Source organism: Niastella sp. sgz303648, from assembly GCF_059587045.1.
The window spans coordinates 66,972-86,225 of the sequence record NZ_JCAPSW010000024.1 but is presented as its reverse complement, the minus strand read 5'-3'; the positions used below and the strand labels follow the sequence as shown (position 1 = coordinate 86,225).

The following is a 19,254-nucleotide window of genomic DNA, read 5'->3' as shown; positions in this document are numbered from 1 at the left end:
TGATGTTGTTAGAAAGTAATATTCAACCCCGCAAGAAAGGTTCTGGTTGCAGGATAAATGCCATAGTCAATGCCCTGTTTGGTATTGTCGTTATCGTAAAAATTCACTTCGGGATTATAGCCTGTGTATTTTGTGATGGTGAACAGGTTTTGGGCCGAAACATATACCCGCAGGTTCTTTGCCCTGATCTTTGAGCTGAGGCTCTTTGAAAAATTATAGCCGAATGTAATGTTCTTCAATTTTAAATACGAAGCATCTTCAATATAGCGATCTGTTACCTGCGGTACCGGTGAATTGGTTGCTTTGGCTACCGTACCATTGGGGTTGGTGCTGCTGTACCTGTTCAATAAAGCGGCAGATGCATTCAGCGACAAAGTTGGTATTTCGAGCTTTTGCTGCAACAGGTTGAACAGTTTGTTACCATACGATCCCTGTAAAAAGAAAGTGAGATCGAATTTTTTCCACGTAAGCGTATTCGAAATGCTACCGGTGAATTTGGGTTGTGCGCTTCCGAGGTTGTGTTTATCGGCTGTAGTAATTGTTTTGCTGTTATCCCAATCAATATATTTGGTATCACCCACCTGTTGCGATACGCCGGCCAGCAAGGGAACGCCTTTGGCAATATCATCTGCAGTGAGCAAACCATTGGTGCTGTATCCCCAGAATGTTCCAACAGGAAGGCCTACCTGTACAATTACGGGAGAAACCTGCCCGGTGGCCGCCAGCGGAAAGTAACTGGAGGTTGTACCCAGACTTAACACCTTATTTCTGTTGGCGGCAAAAATGATCGTTGAGCGCCAGGTAAAGGCTGCGCTTTTGATATTATCGGTATTAATGGCCAGCTCAATACCTTTGTTTTCTACACTGCCCACATTCTCGAGCTGACTGGCATAACCGGTATACAGGGGAAATGGCACATACAACAGCAGATCGGTGGTCTTTTTATAATACGCATCGAAGGTTATATTAATGCGGTTGTTGAATAAACCAAGATCAACACCTGCATTATATTGGGTGGTTGTTTCCCATTTTAAATCGGGGTTAGCCAGCTGAACAGGCGATATACCTGTTACCAGTGTGCTGTTAAAATAATAATTGGTGGGCGCCAGTGCTGCGAGCGAACTGTAGGGTGGTACTTCAGAATTACCGGTTCTACCGGCGGTCAGCCGCAACTTCAGATTGCTCACATACCTGTCGAACCGACTGAAGAATTCTTCTTTACTGATGTTCCATGAAAAACCTATTGAAGGAAAATATCCCCATTTATTGTTTGCCCCTAATTTCGAAGAACCATCGGCGCGTTCAGACAAAGTAATATTATACTTATGCAGGTATGAATAATTCACGCGTGCCAGAAATGAATTCATGGTCGACTGATGAGCATCCGACAATGGCAATACGGCTGTTCCTGCATAGGCCAGGTTATTGAAGCTGGCAAGGTCGTTGGGAAATTTCTGCGCACTGGCCACGGCCGATTCATCTTTGGCAAACTGGGTAGTGTACCCTGCCAGTATATTTACAAAATGAGTGTTATTAAAAGCATGGTCCCAGGTAAGTGTATTTTCGTTTAACCACGATACGGCCGTTGCCGAACCAACGGAACCGTAGCCGCCGGCAGCATACCCCGTTGATCCTCCTGCCGGAGAACCCGTGTACGTAGGTGCATAATAATTTTGTTTGGTAGTTAACAGATCAACGCCACCGGTTACTTTCAGCACCAGTTCCTTTACTATTTTATATTCGGCCGAAGCGCTTCCCAGCACACGGGTAACATAGGTGCGATTGGTAGTGGCTACAATATCCTGCAGCGGGTTGGTAGGCGTAGTGGTATATGAACTGGTGGTATTATACGTGCCATCGGCATTTTTTATCGCCGACACCGGTGAAGACAATATTAAAGAAGGATAAGCGCCACTAAAGTTAATGCTGTTATAGGTGCTGCCCGGTAATTTATCTTCTGTTGAACGGCTGCCAAAAACATTGGTGGCTACTTTAAAGCGATCGCTTACATTTCTTTCGTAGTTAATACGGGCCGAATATCTTTTAAAGCCTGAATTCAATACAATACCCTTCTGATCAAAATAATTTCCTGAAATAAGATAACGCGATTTATCGTCGCCGCCCGCAATAGATAATTCGTGGTTTTGTTGAGGCGCATTCCTGAGAGCAGCGCTCTGCCAGTCGGATCCCGATCCCAGCGCAGCAATGGCCGAATCGCTGAATGTTTTGGGATTTCCATCACTGACATTAATATCATTTACCAGGGATGCCCATTGCGATGCATTTAATAAATCAAGCTTTTTAGCCACCCGTTGCGTGCCGTAATAAGCACTATAATTAACTTCATCGGCTCCCTTTTTTCCCCTGCGCGTAGTAATAAGCACTACGCCATTGGCGCCATGCGAACCATAAATAGCAGTAGCGGCGGCATCCTTTAATATTTCTATCGACTCAATATCGCTCGGGTTAATAGTGCTCAGCGCATTTACGCTGGTCCCGTTCGATGCACCTGTATTGGTATAATTGTTATTGTTATAAATAATGAATCCATCGATTACATACAATGGTTCATTACCAAAACTGATTGAGTTGCCTCCGCGCACCCTGATGGTTGCCGTACTACCCGGCTGACCCGAGCTTTGGGTAACTGCAACGCCGGGTACCGCTCCCTGCAACAGGTTATCGAAAGAAGCAGCCGGTTGACTGAGTAAATTCTTAGGCACAGTGGTTACCGAACCGGCAACATCGCTTCGCCTTTGTGTTCCATATCCTACCACAACCACATCGCTGAGCTGTGCATTGTTTCCTTTTAATTTTATATCGATGTGCCCGTAGCTGTTTACCTGCACCTCGCGGGTTTCGTACCCAACGTGGCTCACTTCATAAACAACCGGTACCTTTTGACCGGTTATAAATGTAAAGTTGCCTTCTTCATCGGCCACCACGTTGTGCGTGGTTCCTTTAATATGTATTACAGCGCCCGGTAAAGGATCTTTTGTTTTTTCGTCGATAACTCTTCCTACCAGTAACACGTTGTTATTGTTCTGGGCGCCTGCTGAAATGTACATTAATGTTGTAAGAAAAATAGCTACAAGGCGAAAGGAATGCCGGGTAATACGAACGGGGTTGCTAACCGGCAATACATTACCTGTAAGGTATTTTTTATACCTTTGAAACGGATTCATGTTAATGATGTTTTATCGTTAATGTAATCAGAATGAAAATCAGTAAGTGATTGGCGTTACTGCGCTGATTTCATTCCATCTTACGGGACCGGCCAACCTGGCCGGCCCCGTTTTTTTATGTTTCTGCTATAGTTTATCTCTGTTCTCTCTTAGTTATACTGTGGGTTCAGGGGTGCTTAGTGCAGGCAATGTTGATCAGGATAAAATAAATGGTGCTTAAAAGGAGAATATAATTAGCGGCAACAACAGCAACATTCTTTCAAAAGAATACTGCCATAAAACCTTATTTGTGTAGTTGGTGATGCTCCCATAACATTTTTAGTTATTGGTAAAATAGTCAGCAGTGTATTAGCCCGAACAGACTTAACACACAACTTTAACAATCCTGCTGCAAATATAGAGTAAATTATTAGTCTACCAAATTAGTAGGTATTTATGAAGAAAATTTTCTTTGCAATGAAAGATGGAGGCTGTTAGTGACCGGTGTTGATGGATCTATGATTCAACAAAATGCCAGCAAACACCGGCTATATCAATAATATTAACTTCTTTACCGTAAGGTTGATTTGTTACAGCACTTACTCTGATGCCAAATTGCTCAGGCAGCTTTTTTTCAAGGACATAATTCCTGAACTCATCCACATTGCTTACGTTAACAGTCAGCATAAAATTTTGGGCGAACTCAACATTGTCATAATGCTGCAAAATGAATTTACACCCGTCTTTTTCAAAACCCACATACCCTCCTGCATCCCAGGTAATGGAAAAGCCCAGTTCCTGAAACAGTTGTTTCGATTTCTCATAATCGTGCCCCGAGGGTACAAACGGCTGGAGAGATATAAATTTCATTTTTATTTAAATTATAAGGTTTTAGCATTAGAGCGGGCACAAAATATTATCAATCAATTGTCAAAACCTATAATAAATATACTGATATACCAACAAATAGTGAAATGACGGCAAAGACTCAAACCACGGGCATTATATTACCTTTGCCTATCCCGATCAACCAAAATGGGTAACCGAAGCTATTCCCACCCCATTAAAATAATTGTACAGCAGTAGTTTGGATATTGTTTGAATTATGTAGTTTATTGTTTGAAATTCGCAATTCCCGGTCCTTTACATCTTTCTAATTTGCATAACGATCACCTGTCCGATTGAAAGATACAATTACATAATACCTGCCCTTCTTTTTTGAATCAGCAAAATATCAATAAGCGTATGATCAAATTAACTGTCAATAACCAGGTTTACAATGTGGATGTTGATCCCAACATGCCCCTGCTTTGGGTACTCAGGGATGTACTCCATTTAACAGGCACCAAGTACGGCTGCGGTATGGCGCAGTGCGGCGCCTGCACGGTTCACCTGAATGGTGATGCCGTTCGCTCCTGTGTTACACAGGTGCGGCGGGCCGAAAACCAGTCTGTTACAACCATTGAAGGGCTTTCAAGCGACTTCAGTCATCCCTTACAACAGGCATGGCAGGAAGAGGATGTGCCGCAGTGCGGCTATTGCCAGAGCGGACAATTGATGGCCGCCGCTGTGTTGCTTCGTGAAAAACCCGATCCAACAGATGCAGATATCGACGATGCCATGAGCGGTAATATCTGCCGTTGCGGTACATATCCGCGCATCAGAAAAGCCATTCACCGGGCAGCCGGCTTACAAAAACAGGGAGGTGCAAAATGAGTACAACAACATACAACCGTCGTGAATTTTTAAAAACCAGCGGAACAGTGAGCGGAGGCTTACTGATTTCGTTCTTTGTTCCGGCAGGTGCCAAACGCTTTGTTGGCAAACATGCTACTGCCGACCTGTTTCCCAATGCCTATTTAAATATTGCCCCTGATAATACCATAAAAATAATTCTTGCGCACGTTGAAATGGGCCAGGGCGTATGGACTACCCTTCCAATGCTTATGGCCGAAGAACTCGATTGCGACTGGAATAAAGTAACTGTAGAAAACGCACCTCCGGGCAAACCTTATTTTCATACGGCCTTTGGTATTCAGATAACCGGCGGATCGAGCAGCACATGGAGTGAGTTTGACCGTTACCGTAATGCCGGCGCCACCGCAAGAATGATGCTTATAGAAGCTGCTGCCAAAAAATTCAATGTGCCTGCCGCTGATTGCCGCACCGAAAAAGGTTTTGTAATTGCCGGCGACAAAAGCGCCAGTTACGGCGATCTGGCCCAGGCAGCCGCTACATTGCCCGCACCGGCTGCAGGTTCGGTAAAGCTAAAAGATAAAAAAGACTGGCAACTGATAGGTAAGGCAACCAAACGCCTCGACACCAAAGCAAAATCAAACGGAGAAGCTCAGTTTGGGATGGACGTACATTTTCCCGATATGCTGATCGCTGTGGTAGCCCATGCACCTGTTTTTGGCGGCACCGTAAAATCATTTGATGCAACAGCAGCTAAAGCTGTTAAAGGAGTAAAAGAGGTGGTACAGGTGCCAACGGGCGTGGCCGTTATAGCCGATCACTTTTGGGCAGCCAAACAAGGCCGCGACGCTTTGAAAATCGACTGGAATTATGGCCCGGGTGAAAACATTACCACCAATACGCAATTTGCAGAATACCGAAAATTAGCGGCCACCAAAGGAACCACCGCGGCAAAGGCAGGAGACACCGCCGACGCATTGGCAAAAGCACCTAAAAAAATAAATGCAGAATATACATTCCCCTACCTGGCGCATGCCCCCATGGAACCCCTTAACTGCACTGTTAAGATCAGTGACAACAAATGCGAAATATGGACGGGCACGCAAATGCCGGGATTTGATCAGGGAACAGCTGCCAAAATATTAGGCTTATCGCCTGAACAGGTCACTGTAAACATTTTGTTTTTGGGGGGTGGCTTTGGAAGAAGAGCAACACCTACATCAGATTTTGTAGCCGAAGCGGTGCAGGTGGCAAAGGCCAGCGGCAAATTCATTAAACTGGTATGGAGCCGTGAAGATGATATTCGCGGTGGTTATTATCGTCCGGCATTTTTGCATTCGGTAAATATTGGCATCGGGACCGATGGATTGCCCGCTGCCTGGCAACACCGCATCGTAGGACAATCAATTGTAGAGGGTACTCCGTTTTCAGGACTTATAAAAGAAGGCGTTGACAGCACATCGGTCGAAGGCGTAAGCGACTCACCCTACTTTGAATCCATCGCAAACCATAACGTTGAATTACATTCACCCAAACTGCAGGTACCCGTTTTATGGTGGCGGTCGGTAGGCCATACACATACCGCTTTTGTAATGGAAACGCTGATCGATGAACTCGCTGTTGCCGCCGGTAAAGATCCCGTAGCTTACCGTCGCAGCTTATTGAAAAGTAAACGGCATCTGGCAGCACTTGAGCTGGTCGTAGAAAAATCAGGCTGGAACAATCCTTTGCCTGCCGGGCAATTCCGTGGCGTAGCTGTGCATGAATCATTCGGAAGCTATGTTGCACAGGTAGCAGAAATTTCAATTGAACAAGGCAAGCTTCGCGTGCATAAGGTTACCTGCGCCATCGATTGCGGTTTGGCTGTTAATCCCGAAGGCGTTCGGGCCCAAATGGAAAGCGGCATCATCTTCGGCCTCACCGCTGTATTGTATGGAGAAATAACTTTAGAAAAAGGACGTGTTCAGCAAAGAAATTTTCACGATTATAAAATGCTGCGCATGAATGAAACGCCGGTTATTGAAGTACATATTGTTGACAGTACCGAAAAGATGGGGGGCGCGGGCGAACCGGGTGTTCCACCCCTTGCTCCGGCTGTAATCAACGCCATTTTTGCGGCTACAGGTAAACGTATCAGGCGGTTGCCCGTGCGACCAGCAGATTTAATTTGAAAATTAGCAAATTTGAAAATTTGAAAATGAAAACTACCGCATTTTCATGTTTTCACATTTGCACATTAATTTAACCGGCAAACCGATTATTATGAAATTGTATAATCGCTTATATAAATTAAAACGGCTCTCCTTGTTTACAGCAGGTTTTGTACTGGCATTGAGTGCGGCCATTCTGTCGTTCACCAGCGATCATAAAAACAACGCCGTTAGCTATTCAAAAAAAGACAGTCTTGCTTCGCAGCAGGCATTTCTGCAGGTGTATAAAGTATTGATGTCGCCCCGATGTATGAACTGTCATCCGTCGGGTGATATTCCCTTGCAGGGAGAATACAGTCACCCGCATACGCAGGGCGTAAAACGCGGCCCTGATGGAAAAGGATTGTATGCGCTGAAATGTTCCAACTGTCATCAGGCACAAAATACAGCGGGTTTAAATATGCCTCCCGGAAATCCCAACTGGCATTTACCGCCGGCCGATATGAAAATGGTGTTCCAGGGCAAAACACCCCGGCAACTGGCCATGCAGCTGAAAGATCCCAATCAAAACGGACATAAAACATTAAATGATCTGATCAAACACGTTTCGGAAGATAAACTTGTTTTATGGGGCTGGAATCCGGGTGATGGAAGAACCAAACCACCGCTCGACCATGCTACTTTTGCCAATAATTTTCGCGAGTGGGTGCAAAAGGGTGCGGTTGTTCCTGAGTGAGGAACGTGAACCGGCAAACGTGAATCGGCAAACGGCAAAGAATCTGTTGCAGGTTGCAGGTTCCATGTTGCAGGGAACGCCTTGTAACCTGAGACCTGAAACCTGTAACCTGAAACCTGCTTAGTCTGCCACCGTCCAAATAAAGCAGGCACCATCTTTACGATCGGGACACGTACCGGGTGCATCGGCCGAGCAAAGGCTTCGCGCCTGCGGATCGGCAAACAGGTACCGGTGCGTATACAGCGACTGCAGCATCAGGTCGCCACGCAACATATCCTGCCACTGAAACTGCGAGGCATCGCCCTTTTCTTCTTTCTCAATGCGCACTTCGGCCATAGCGCCTATGCCCTTCACCGTTACCCAGCCGCTATCAACCACAGATTGCAGCGCTATGCGGCCATTGCCTTTGTCAACTACCCTGAACTTTGCATTATTACCCTTCGCCAGTTTACCCTTTGCATCAACTGGCCGCACAAATCCTTTCCAGTTAACCAGCACGGCGTTATCGGCCAAACTGGTTAGCGTAATTAATTTTCCGTACGGGATCGGCTTTGTTAAACCACGCGGCCGTGGTTCATCAACCACAAAAGAATTGAAATCGGCATAGCCGCCTTCGGTGTTTCCTGTATTGTAATTAAAAACGCCATATCGCACGCCCTGAAATGTTTTTAACTGGAATACCATGATGAACTCATCCCCCAGTGCTTTATAATTGATCCCATCTTCGCTGTAACTGAATAAAGCCTTTTCGGTTTCAAAATTACAGTAAGCGCGTAACCATACACGCGAACCAGATAATATTGCTGTAGTTGTATTGCCAGTTTGCTGATCGAATTGTCTGAGCTCGTACCCGCCGGCTGTGCGGGCAACACCAATAAAAGCATAGGGAAAATTCAACAGGGCAAGTCCTGCCACATCGCCGTTCTTCAGTTTCGACACATCGGCTTCCACCGCTACGATCGACTCAGGCCCAACAGCCCGTTGCGTGAGTGTATTTTTCGCCATCCAGAAATCCGTTGCAGGTAAGGCATGCAAACGCAGGTATCCCTTTCTTTCCTTCAACGACCATTTGTTATCAACGGGCACATGGTTCCATTGCCATACAGGCTGTAATGCAACCGACGAAAAATCATCGCTGCGGCGATATGGCGCATGCGGCGCCGAATTAAACCCGGTAGCCGGTTTCACCCATGTTTGCGGACTGCGGGTAAGATTGCCCGGCAAACCAAAGTAAGGCCATCCATCCTGCCAGGTAACCGGCGACAAACAGGTAAGCCTTCCGATTGAATTGTGGTCCATCATCGACCATCCCCACCATTCGCCCGATTGAATTTGTACAATGCCGCCCTGGTGCATAGGAATAGCCCCGAGTAAATCTTCAACCGGCGGTATTAATTTAATCGTAGTACCACCTTGCTGACCGGCCAGCCGCCAGCCGGTACCAATGCCAAAACTTTCTTTTGCACTCATTACGCGAATATCATAAGGCCCGCGCGGGTTATCGGCCCGCAAACAAACCTGGTAACAAACCGGATCGTAATTGGTATTGGTGATATAATACTTTCCGTTGATCTTATAAAAATGCGATCCTTCGCCCGCTCCGTTTCCACGCTGAACGATCACCTGTTCACTGCCGGGTTTAATATCGGTCAATGAATCGTTCAACTCTGCCAGCCGCACTTCATCATATCCCCATACTACGTATACCTTTCCATCATCATCAAACAATACCGACAAATCATGAAAACTTTTTTTCAGTTCGGTATGCACCCATGGGCCTTTGGGATCGGTAGCCGTGAATAGTTGCGTATTGCGCTTGTTAACATTACTGAAAATATAAAATTTCCCATTATGGAATCTGAAGCAGGGCGCCCATATGCCCTGACCGTAAATATTACCGCCGTTTTCCAAACGAAACTCAGGTCCCAGGTCGAGCCGGTTTATGGCATAAGTTAAAAATTCCCAGTTCACGAGATCGCGTGAATGCAATATTGGTAAACCGGGCATGGCATGCATAGTGGTGCCGGTAAGATAATAATCATCCCCTACCCTGATCATATCGGGATCAGAAAATTCATCAAAAAAAAGCGGATTGGTAAATGTGCCATTGCCATTATCGGCCGTCCAGGTGGGCTCTTGTAAAAAATCAGTCGTTTGAGAAGATGCCTGTTGGGCAACAGCTTCGGATACCTGCAGCAGCAATATCATCAACAGAACACAGGTCAGCAATCGTTTAAAATAGCGGCTCATCGTTAGAAATATTGTTTTAAAGAAATCCGGGATAAGAACCCTCTCTTTGTGGCATGAAAATAAGAAGCGGGCGCTATATAAAAAAATAAAGTGTAGTTTTCACAAATATGTTGCCGGTAAAGGGTTACGGCCGAAGCCGGGACTGAAAGGGGATATTCACCGCGACTGGTGTATGGTATACCGGGAACAAGGTCGAGCATTGAATTTTCCCGCAAAGGCGCCAGACCGAAAAGCCGAAGAAGAAATCTGTTACAGGTTGCAGGTTTCAGGTTACAGGGACTTCAACTTCGAAATTGTTTACTTTCATTCAATAGCCTTACACATTGACCTTTGTTCTCTGAACCTTGTAAACTGGAACTTGTACCTTGCAACCTGCGCCTGATGCCAACGTTTGCCTAAATAATTATCATCATACAAAGCGTTTTGAATAATAGTAACTTAATTTGATGTTTAATTTGCACCGGTAAGGCCTTACACCAGGTGCATTGCCTTTAATAATATGCAACAAAGAAGCTTATTTTATATTTCAACGATTTGCCTTGTCATGTGGTTTCAACCTTTGCAGGCACAATCACATTACCCCGGGCAGCATGCAGGAAAATTTGCCATAGCCGATAAATTAGTGCCGGCTGTTTACAGTTTCGATTTACAAAATGTTCGGCTGCTCGATAGCCGTTTCAAAGAGAATATGCAACGGGAGCAGGCCTGGTTGTTATCTATAGATGTAAACAGACTGCTGCATAGTTTTCGCACCAGCGCCGGAATATACAGTGGCAACGAAGGCGGCTATTTTACCATGAAGAAACTCGCCGGGTGGGAATCACTCGATTGCGAACTGCGAGGGCATTCAACCGGTCATATTTTGTCGGGGCTGGCATTGATGTACGTATCTACAGGCGATACAATATATAAAATAAAAGCCGACAGCCTTGTAAGCGGACTGGCAGCCGTACAAAAGGCGCTTAATCAAAACGGTTACCTGAGCGCTTTTCCGCAGGAACTGATCAACCGAAATATTGCCGGTCAGCGCGTTTGGGCGCCCTGGTATACCCTGCATAAAATATTATCGGGCCTTATTGATCAATACCTGTATTGCAACAATGAGCAGGCGTTACAGGTGGCTTCAAATTTAGCATCGTGGGCGTATCAGAAATTACAGCCGGTAACAAATGAACAACGCATTGTGATGTTGCGCAATGAATTTGGCGGCATCAACGAATCGTTCTATAACCTGTATGCCATTACCGGCAATGAAAGCTACAAATGGCTGGCCACCTTCTTTTATCATAACGAAATGCTTGATCCGTTAAAGGAAAAGAAAGATATTCTGGCAAATAAACATGCCAATACCTATATACCCAAGCTGCTGGGATTAACACGCGATTATGAAATTGAAGGCACGGGCGATGGAGATTCTGTTGCATCCTTTTTTTGGTCAACAGTAGTTAACCACCATTCGTTTTGTACAGGAAGCAACAGCGATAAAGAAAAATTCTTTGCACCTGATGAGCTGTCAAAACATTTAACCGGTTATACCGGCGAATCGTGCAATGTATACAATATGCTGAAGCTTACACGGCACCTGTTTTGTCATACCGGCGATGTACAATATGCCGATTATTATGAAAGGGCTTTATACAATCACATTCTCGGCCAGCAGGACCCGGCAACCGGTATGATCGCCTATTTTTTACCGATGCTGCCCGGTGCGCATAAAATATACAGCACACCCGACAGTTCGTACTGGTGCTGTGTAGGAACCGGTTTCGAAAACCAGGCCAAATACGGTGAGGCCATCTATTATCACAATGACAATGATCTATTTGTAAATCTTTTTATTCCGTCGGAACTTACCTGGAAAGAGAAAGGAATAAAACTTCGGCAAAACACCCGCTTCCCTGAAAATGGTTCAATATTACTAACTATCGAAACGCTCAAACCCGTCAATACAGGGCTGCACATACGCTATCCTTCATGGGCAACAGCAGGTGTTACCCTTACGATAAATGGCAAAAAAACAGCAGTAAAACAGTCACCGGGCAGTTATATAGTGCTTACCCGTACCTGGAAAAACGGCGACAAGGTAGCAATCAATTTCCCCATGACATTGCACACTATAGCTACCAACGACAACCCCAATAAAGTGGCATTGGCATATGGCCCCATTATACTGGCAGGCGTAATGGGAACAGCAGGATTTGTACATCCGGAGCCTTACTCGAACCCGCAGTTATATAACGATTATTACACGTATAATTATAATGTACCTGCTTCTTTAATTCAGTCGTTACAGGCCAATGCCGCCCACATTACTGATTTTATGCAACCGGTGGCGGGAGCGCCGTTAACATTTAAAACAGTAAGAGAAGGCATTGTACTGAAACCTCTGTATGATATTCACCGCGAGCGGTATGTTATATATTGGAATATAATCGAACATTGAACTTTTATTCCGACAAACTTGTCAGGGAGAAGCAGTTTATAGTTTGTGGTTTATAGTTTGTGGTTTGTGGTTCTTTCGGTGAATTATACTTTGCAATTTTGATCCTATTACAATTTTAAGGTGCGGATATGTAATAATGACTTTCCAAAGCGCGGCAGCAACCACAAACTACAAACCTCAAACCAAAAACACAATTACTTTTTCAAAAACTCCTCAATCATAACCGTTACCAGTTCGGGTATTCTGGTATTCTTATCAGGAGAGCATACTTCACCTATATAATCACCATGTCCGCAGGGCAATATGGCCAGCTGGGCATGCTGCAAAGTGTGCGATAATTCGAGTGCATGTTCGGGGCGAACCACATCTGCATCGCCATTAATGACCAACGCCGGGGCCACGATACTTTTTATAACTGTGTCGCTGATATCTTTAAACGCCTTCATGCGGGCCACATCACGTTCAAACATAACCTGTAATGCTTTGGGATCGGGGTTCGCTTTGAGAAAAGCATCTTTTAAAGGCTTTGGCATCGTTTCTATAGTTGCATTGTTGAACCCGTCGAAAAAACCGGGTTGCATACCACTTCGTTTATACAGAGCCGAAGCCAGCACCAGTTTGTTCACCAGCTGAGGATGGCGTATAGCGATCTGCAGCGAAGTAGTGCCGCCATTGCTGAACCCCATAATATCTGCCTTTTGTATTTTAAGCAGCTTCAACAGGGCGGCCACATCATCGGCATCCTGTTCAAAACTAAGCGGGCGATCAATATCTTTTGTATGCCCATGCGCCTGCAGCTCAATGGCAATTACCTGGTGCGTTTTGGCCAGCTGCGGCAATATGCGACCGTAGGTTGATTCAATGGTTGAACCGCCCCCATGTAACAATACCAGCGGCCGGCCGCTGCCATGTATTTCGTAATACAGATTTAATCCGTTTATGGGTGCATAATGCCCCGCTTGTTGTTGTGCATTCATATGCCGGCATATTATCGTTAAAATGAATACTAATATGATACGTTGCATGTGATGTTAAGCTTTTCTCAGGCAAACTTATGTTAAAATAATAAATACGAGGGGCTGTAAATGCGTCATTATATGGGGGCGAATGCGTCAATCTACGCATATAAGTTTTAATAAAATGAAATAATGCTTACTATATAACCCTGTATTGTTCAGGTAACTTAATAAGGTAGGGATAACAACCGTAAAAAGAACCCGTATTATCACGGTTTTTTGGAAAATGTAAATCATTTAACTTGACCGCCATTGGTAGCGAAATCTTCGTTTACCCCAACCCTTTGAACATCTTCTGCCTGCAATGGCTTTGATTAGTTTCCGGTAAGGATAGATCTAATAGTTAAATTAACACCAATGAAAAAAACGCAATTCGAAAATGAGATCAGCCTTTCAACAACCTGTAAGAAAGGAAGTACGGGAACTGATGTAAAAAAGATACAGGAATGGCTTAACATTCACGCCATTCAGGATACCGGCGCCAATATAGCCACTTCGATCGACAGCGATTATGGGTCGGCCACGGAACTGGCGGTCATGAATTTTCAACAGGCCAATGGAAAACCTAAAACAGGTATTGTTGACCAGCATGTGTTCGACGCTTTATGCGCCCCTATGATCGGCGCTTATAAAACAACCATCAACGGCAGCGGATTAAGAGATACTATACTAAAAGTTGCCAATACTCATTGCGACAAGCACCCAATAGAATTACAGATAAACGGTTCGCAAAACCTGGGACCCTGGGTAAGAAGTTATTGCCAGGGCAATGAAGGGAACGACTGGCTGTGGTGTATGGGTTTTGTGCAAACGATCTTCGATCAGGCAACAGCCGTTCTGGGAAAAGACTTTACAACCATTATGCCGCTCACGTATAGTTGCGATGTAGTGGCGCATCATGCCAAACAAAAAGGACAATTTATTGCCAATAGCGATGTTCGCAATAACCCGGCTCGCGTAAAACCGGGCGATATATTCCTTGTACAAAAAACACCTAACGATTGGGTACACACCGGAATTATTTCAGGTGTAAACGGCGATTGCTTCGAAACCATAGAAGGAAACACCAATACAGGCGGTTCCAGCAACGGCACCGGTGTATTTAAAAGAACCCGCAATTTTATGCAATCAAAGCTGGATGTGTTTTCGATTGAAGCATTTGTATAAAGTGAAGAGCCCCGCCTTCGGCGGGGCTTCCCTTTTAAGAACGGTTACATGAGAAAATAAACAGGAGTTGCTACTTCATTACTTCAGCAGCTTTCCCCCCTGTATCTTATAACGGTTCAACCAAATTTTTACAAATACATCCTGCACTATTTCTTCTGCAATAGCAGCCGATTTGGTGTAAGCCAGCGCAACACCATATATATATTATCTGAATACCGTTCAAACAGTTCGCGAAAAGCAAGTTCATCATCCCCTGCTGATGACGTAAAAATCAAAAAATCCCGCCTTTTGGCGGGATTACTAAAAAGAATCAAAACCAATTAGCAAAGCCATAATTTTTGTTCATCAAGGTTAGCAATGGCCTGCTTTATGTAAAGAAACAAAAAACAAGGCTCAGGATCAAGGTTCAAGGCACGAAACACAAGGTACAAGATACAGGAAAAAGAACATAGAACTTAAAAACCAGCCTTTGCGGGTATAGAATTTAAGATCGCTTTATCAATTGCTTTAATAACTTTTTGCTCAGGTTTGAGCAGTTCAAGTACCACGATATCATTTTTTCCTGCTTTTAACCATTCAACAGGTACATATAGGGTTTGCTGAGGACCAACATTCCAGTAGCGGCCTAAATTATGCCCATTGATCCACACAACGCCCTTGCCCCAGTCGCTCATGTCGAGGTAAGTATCTCCTAACTTTTGCAGGTTAAAGCTGGCCTGTTTAAGTACCGGTGCGCCGGCTATCTTTTTATCAGATAAAATAAGTTTGTTTAAATTATCAAACGGCAGTGAATACATTTCCCAGCCCTTTAATGCTGCGCCGCCCAGCAATACAGCCTGCGTAATACCCTTGGTATTCTGCAGCATGTATTTTCCAAAGTTTACACGTCCCAGGTTTTCAACAAGAATATCCAGTGTAACATCTCCTTTTGGAACAGTCAATGCAATGCTGTCCTGGAACAATCGCCTATCCAACATGCCTGCCTGCTGACCATTCACATATATAATACCAAAATCTCTCAGGTCGCGAATAGTAAGCGTACCGGAAGCTGCATTTTTTAAATGTGTTCTATACAATACAAAACCATAGGCCTGATTCAGGGTTTCGAACGTAAGCGGTGTTTGTGCTTTAACCGGATTTGGAAGGGTTACATATTTTGTAGATGCTAATGTAATGGCAGGTATCGATATAACCGGTTTGGGTTCCGGAACAGCCGGCAAAACAGTTCCCGCAGGCAAATACTTTTCAATCACTTTTCTGAACTCCATAAACTTGTGCGTGGCATTACCTGCTTCATCGAGCGGTGCATCATAGTCATAACTGCTGATCTGCGGTTCATAAGGTGTGCTGTCTTTACAATTGGCGCCGTTCATGAAATCTCTGGTTGAACCGCCATGAAACATATACATATTGATTGATATGCCTGTAGCCAGCACCGAATCAAGCGCGGGAGTATATTTTTCAGCAGGTACGGTATGATGAGGCTCTCCCCACCAGTCGAACCAGGCCGGATACCATTCAGCAATAAAGAACGGCCCTTTGCCATTGTGATTTTCACGGATCAGTTGTTTAACTTTTGTTGGTCTATCCAAACCATTCACAGCCGGAAATATGCCGGGCAAATGTCCGGCTACCAGATCAGCTGCCGGATCGCAGGTATACAATAAGCCATCGAACCCTGCATTGATAAACATTTTGCGGTTAATATCAAGGTATTCTTTGTCACTTCCGTAAGAACCATATTCATTTTCAATTTGCACCATCAGAATGTTGCCGCCATGATTGATCTGATAAGGAGCCAGTTGTTTCCCAACTGCATCGATGTATTTTTTATACTCGGCCAGGTATTGCGGCTCTTTGCTGCGAACGATCAATCCTTTTTCGCGTTGCAGCCAGTATGGATACCCGCCAAATTCCCATTCGGCACAAACATAGGGCGAAGGTCTTAGTATCACCCACAAGCCTTCTTCCTGGGCAATTTTTACAAAAGCGGCAATGTCTTTATTTCCTGAAAAATCAAATTTTCCTTTTTCCGGTTCGTGAAGGTTCCAGAACACATAGGTTCCAATGGTATTCAACCCCATGGCCTTTGCCATTTTCATTCTCTGGCGCCAGGCTTCTTTCGGCACCCTGGGATAATGCATTTCACCCGAAATGATCTGAAAAGGTTTTCCATCTAACAAAAAAGCTGAATCTCCTAAAGCGAAAGTATGTTTACCGGTTTGGGCATTGATCAGTGAGCTGAACAACAAGGCAAGCGCAAAAAATTTACATTTCATATGTCCCCAATCTTTAAAAATAATTTATACCTGTTATCTAATCTTCGCAATTTACTATTACACCCATACAAAATGGGGGGCATATTCATTAAAAAACAGGGGGAAATTGGTAATTCGACGAAATTACCCGTTGAAAATGAAGTCAAAAGACAATCGTCAAAAATCATATGTAAGTACTTCGCCCGGTCACTGTAAAAAGTTGTACCTGCTATAATCCCTTCTGTTTTCATCCCTATAAAATGTACTGGTTTTAGAATAGTACGGCTATGAATGCAGCAACCTGCAAAACTATTTTTGCTTAGGCAGCAACACAATTAACAACCCCCCAATAATACCAAAATCAACGCATATGTCGGGCATGATGCGGATTATATTTCCGATTGGCTGAAGCGCATCTGAGAAATTTTTTAAGTCCCGCTTCGCGGGGCGCGTTTTTTTTGCCATAGAGGGTACAAGAATAGAATGAGAAGAAAGAGATATGTGTTTGCCTTTAGTCCCGCCACGGCGGGAGATCGGAGTGTTTGCGCCCTTTTAAAAAGGCTTCTGTATTTGCGACAGCCGGTATATCCTAGCTACCGAAGATCAAACCATTCCACCCGATGGTGAGCGCTTTATGGCAAAAAGAGGCAACGCAATAGTCCGCCTTTTTTATTTTAAGCATTGTTACTTCGTGCTCCCCAAAACTAACTAAAAAGAACATCTGCTTTTTTGGAAAGCTTATTCTTTATCAATTTTTAACTATCTTTAAAAACAGGTGCCGGCCTTAATTTTTTTTAAAATGCCGGATAGCAGATTATGTGATTGAGCCAATCGGATGTTGCTCTTTGCTTTCTGTTTTTTTCACATTGCAATACGTTTTATACTCTTAGCCAACCGGAGTTTTCATAACTCCTGGCGAGTACAGATCAACTCCGTGCGTGTTGTATCCCCTGCAAGGCAAATTGTTGTGTGCGCAATGCAAATTACAGTTCCCGCAATGCGAGTTATAGGTACAACCACGCGAGTTTAGGCTGCAATCAGGCTTGCCATCACCTAAAACCAGCTGTACAAACGCTCACTCCGGGCATGCAAAGGGCATTACCAGGCTTGCAAACACTTATACTCAACCGGCCTTCGCTACAACACAGTTTGCAAACGCTTCAACCCGCTTTGCAGTCGCTTACATTCAGATTGCGAACAACTAATCTCAACCTGCAGACACTTACCTTCAGATTGCTGACACCTAAACCCAACCTGCAATCGCTCAAACCCGGATTACGATCACCTAAACACGCTCTGCAATCGCCCCAACTCAGCATGCGACCACAAAACACAACCGGCACTCGCTTAAACTCAAATTGCGGCCACATAAACCCAACCTGCAAAGGCCCCGACTTGCATTGCCATCCTCTGAAATTGTGAAGCGATGGCCTGAACTTGCGTTGCAAGCACCGGAATTTACACAGCACAGTCAAAAAAACGAGCAGTGGATCTCACAAAATGCGCAGACTCCTGAACTTGCACTGCACAGCCCCAAAAGGCCACATTCCCCCACTTTCCTGTATGAAAAAAATCCTGTATTTTACCCGGTCAACCTGAGTCAAATGAAGCGCATTATTCTTTCAAATATAATATCAGTAACAAAAATACTATCACTTACAATTTTTATTATTTGTCTTTCCTGCAAAGGAAACAGATCGAGCCATATTGAAACCAAAGAAGATGTTCTACAAAGTATGGCAAAGGCAGAGAAAAATACAATCAAATTTGAAGGAAGATTTTTTGAGATCCACCAATTGAACCATCGTGATTATAATCTTCTTTTAAAAAACGAAAACGATAGCGTGTTTTCTTTTTTAACCATAAATCCAATTGATAGTACTGAGATTAAACTTCTAAGTAAAACAGGCAATAACATAATACTACATTATTATAATTTTTATAACCCGGTGAAAAAACAAATTGAAAAAGTCGTTAGTTCAATGACGCCCATTTATAAAACATCAAAATGAAATTTATACATTGCGCAATTCTCATTATTTTTCTTTCATCCTGTAACCCGGGTCATAAGTTTGACAAAAAAGGATGGGCAGAGCGTGCAGATTTAATCAACTTTCCTAATCGTAAATACATGCTTGATGATCTTTTGAACAATTATAAGCTTAAGGGAAAATCATATTCACAAATAATTAATCTACTTGGGCAGCCAGTTGCAACGCCATTGAAAATTGACACTATTTCTGAAATACTGTATGGAATTGAAATGGAATTTGCAAAAGACAAAACTATTAAGCACGTAAAAACCTTAAGCCTGAAATTTAACGCTGATACAATTGTTCAGGAGTATAAAATAATTGAGTGGACGAAGTAAGTAT

Annotated in this window: 13 protein-coding genes; 7 read left to right on the top strand and 6 right to left on the bottom strand. The window is 44.0% G+C overall.

Annotation, left to right across the window (positions count from 1 at the left end):
• Positions 1 to 8: 8 nt before the first annotated feature.
• Complete coding sequence (locus AC59IL_RS36395; protein WP_496557168.1) at positions 9 to 3,185, bottom strand: SusC/RagA family TonB-linked outer membrane protein; 3,177 nt, start codon at positions 3,183 to 3,185, stop codon at positions 9 to 11.
• 495 nt (positions 3,186 to 3,680) lie between these two features.
• Entirely contained in the window at positions 3,681 to 4,034 is a 354-nt protein-coding gene (locus AC59IL_RS36390) for a VOC family protein (RefSeq protein ID WP_496557167.1), read from the bottom strand.
• Positions 4,035 to 4,409: 375 nt separating this feature from the next.
• On the opposite strand from AC59IL_RS36390, the gene AC59IL_RS36385 reads away from it, so the two are divergent.
• From AC59IL_RS36385 to AC59IL_RS36375, 3 genes are all read left to right on the top strand, one after another.
• Positions 4,410 to 4,880, top strand: a complete 471-nt coding sequence (locus tag AC59IL_RS36385; protein WP_496557166.1) for a (2Fe-2S)-binding protein — start codon at positions 4,410 to 4,412, stop codon at positions 4,878 to 4,880.
• Entirely contained in the window at positions 4,877 to 7,030 is a 2,154-nt protein-coding gene (locus AC59IL_RS36380; RefSeq protein WP_496557165.1) for a xanthine dehydrogenase family protein molybdopterin-binding subunit, read from the top strand. Before AC59IL_RS36385 ends, AC59IL_RS36380 begins: the two co-directional genes overlap by 4 nt.
• Before the next feature lie 91 nt (positions 7,031 to 7,121).
• Entirely contained in the window at positions 7,122 to 7,745 is a 624-nt protein-coding gene (locus AC59IL_RS36375) for a hypothetical protein (protein ID WP_496557164.1), read from the top strand.
• A gap of 120 nt (positions 7,746 to 7,865) precedes the next feature.
• Here the strand turns inward: AC59IL_RS36375 and AC59IL_RS36370 are convergent, their stop codons facing one another.
• Positions 7,866 to 9,995, bottom strand: a complete 2,130-nt coding sequence (locus tag AC59IL_RS36370; protein ID WP_496557163.1) for a family 43 glycosylhydrolase — start codon at positions 9,993 to 9,995, stop codon at positions 7,866 to 7,868.
• 544 nt (positions 9,996 to 10,539) lie between these two features.
• Here AC59IL_RS36370 and AC59IL_RS36365 point away from each other — a divergent pair.
• The gene (locus AC59IL_RS36365) at positions 10,540 to 12,438 is read left to right on the top strand and encodes a glycoside hydrolase family 127 protein (protein WP_496557162.1); all 1,899 of its coding nucleotides are present in this window, start codon (positions 10,540 to 10,542) and stop codon (positions 12,436 to 12,438) included.
• A 194-nt stretch (positions 12,439 to 12,632) separates the two neighbouring features.
• On the opposite strand, the gene AC59IL_RS36360 is transcribed toward AC59IL_RS36365, so the two are convergent.
• Complete coding sequence (locus tag AC59IL_RS36360; RefSeq protein WP_496557161.1) at positions 12,633 to 13,415, bottom strand: alpha/beta fold hydrolase; 783 nt, start codon at positions 13,413 to 13,415, stop codon at positions 12,633 to 12,635.
• Positions 13,416 to 13,811: 396 nt separating this feature from the next.
• On the opposite strand from AC59IL_RS36360, the gene AC59IL_RS36355 reads away from it, so the two are divergent.
• A complete protein-coding gene (locus AC59IL_RS36355) occupies positions 13,812 to 14,621 on the top strand; it encodes a peptidoglycan-binding domain-containing protein (protein WP_496557160.1) in 810 nt (269 codons plus the stop codon).
• Between the two features lie 78 nt (positions 14,622 to 14,699).
• Here the strand turns inward: AC59IL_RS36355 and AC59IL_RS36350 are convergent, their stop codons facing one another.
• On the bottom strand, positions 14,700 to 14,822 hold the full coding sequence (locus tag AC59IL_RS36350) for an RNA polymerase sigma factor (protein ID WP_496557190.1): 123 nt from the start codon (positions 14,820 to 14,822) through the stop codon (positions 14,700 to 14,702).
• A 254-nt stretch (positions 14,823 to 15,076) separates the two neighbouring features.
• Positions 15,077 to 16,900, bottom strand: a complete 1,824-nt coding sequence (locus AC59IL_RS36345) for a glycoside hydrolase family 35 protein (RefSeq protein WP_496557159.1) — start codon at positions 16,898 to 16,900, stop codon at positions 15,077 to 15,079.
• A 1,397-nt stretch (positions 16,901 to 18,297) separates the two neighbouring features.
• On the opposite strand from AC59IL_RS36345, the gene AC59IL_RS36340 reads away from it, so the two are divergent.
• Both AC59IL_RS36340 and AC59IL_RS36335 read left to right on the top strand, forming a co-directional pair.
• Positions 18,298 to 18,891, top strand: coding sequence for a hypothetical protein (locus AC59IL_RS36340; RefSeq protein WP_496557158.1), 594 nt, complete (start codon positions 18,298 to 18,300; stop codon positions 18,889 to 18,891).
• Positions 18,888 to 19,250, top strand: a complete 363-nt coding sequence (locus AC59IL_RS36335) for an SANT/Myb-like DNA-binding domain-containing protein (RefSeq protein WP_496557157.1) — start codon at positions 18,888 to 18,890, stop codon at positions 19,248 to 19,250. The genes AC59IL_RS36340 and AC59IL_RS36335 overlap by 4 nt, the downstream gene beginning before the upstream one ends.
• Positions 19,251 to 19,254: the final 4 nt, after the last annotated feature.

Bases quoted from the DNA above. Each gene is read 5' to 3' on its own strand.
- AC59IL_RS36345 (WP_496557159.1), bottom strand. From the start codon at position 16,900: ATGAAATGTAAATTTTTTGCGCTTGCCTTGTTGTTCAGCTCACTGATC.
- AC59IL_RS36390 (WP_496557167.1), bottom strand. From the start codon at position 4,034: ATGAAATTTATATCTCTCCAGCCGTTTGTACCCTCGGGGCACGATTAT.
- AC59IL_RS36395 (WP_496557168.1), bottom strand. From the start codon at position 3,185: ATGAATCCGTTTCAAAGGTATAAAAAATACCTTACAGGTAATGTATTG.
- AC59IL_RS36355 (WP_496557160.1), top strand. From the start codon at position 13,812: ATGAAAAAAACGCAATTCGAAAATGAGATCAGCCTTTCAACAACCTGT.
- AC59IL_RS36360 (WP_496557161.1), bottom strand. From the start codon at position 13,415: ATGAATGCACAACAACAAGCGGGGCATTATGCACCCATAAACGGATTA.
- AC59IL_RS36335 (WP_496557157.1), top strand. From the start codon at position 18,888: ATGAAATTTATACATTGCGCAATTCTCATTATTTTTCTTTCATCCTGT.
- AC59IL_RS36375 (WP_496557164.1), top strand. From the start codon at position 7,122: ATGAAATTGTATAATCGCTTATATAAATTAAAACGGCTCTCCTTGTTT.
- AC59IL_RS36365 (WP_496557162.1), top strand. From the start codon at position 10,540: ATGTGGTTTCAACCTTTGCAGGCACAATCACATTACCCCGGGCAGCAT.
- AC59IL_RS36380 (WP_496557165.1), top strand. From the start codon at position 4,877: ATGAGTACAACAACATACAACCGTCGTGAATTTTTAAAAACCAGCGGA.
- AC59IL_RS36385 (WP_496557166.1), top strand. From the start codon at position 4,410: ATGATCAAATTAACTGTCAATAACCAGGTTTACAATGTGGATGTTGAT.
- AC59IL_RS36370 (WP_496557163.1), bottom strand. From the start codon at position 9,995: ATGAGCCGCTATTTTAAACGATTGCTGACCTGTGTTCTGTTGATGATA.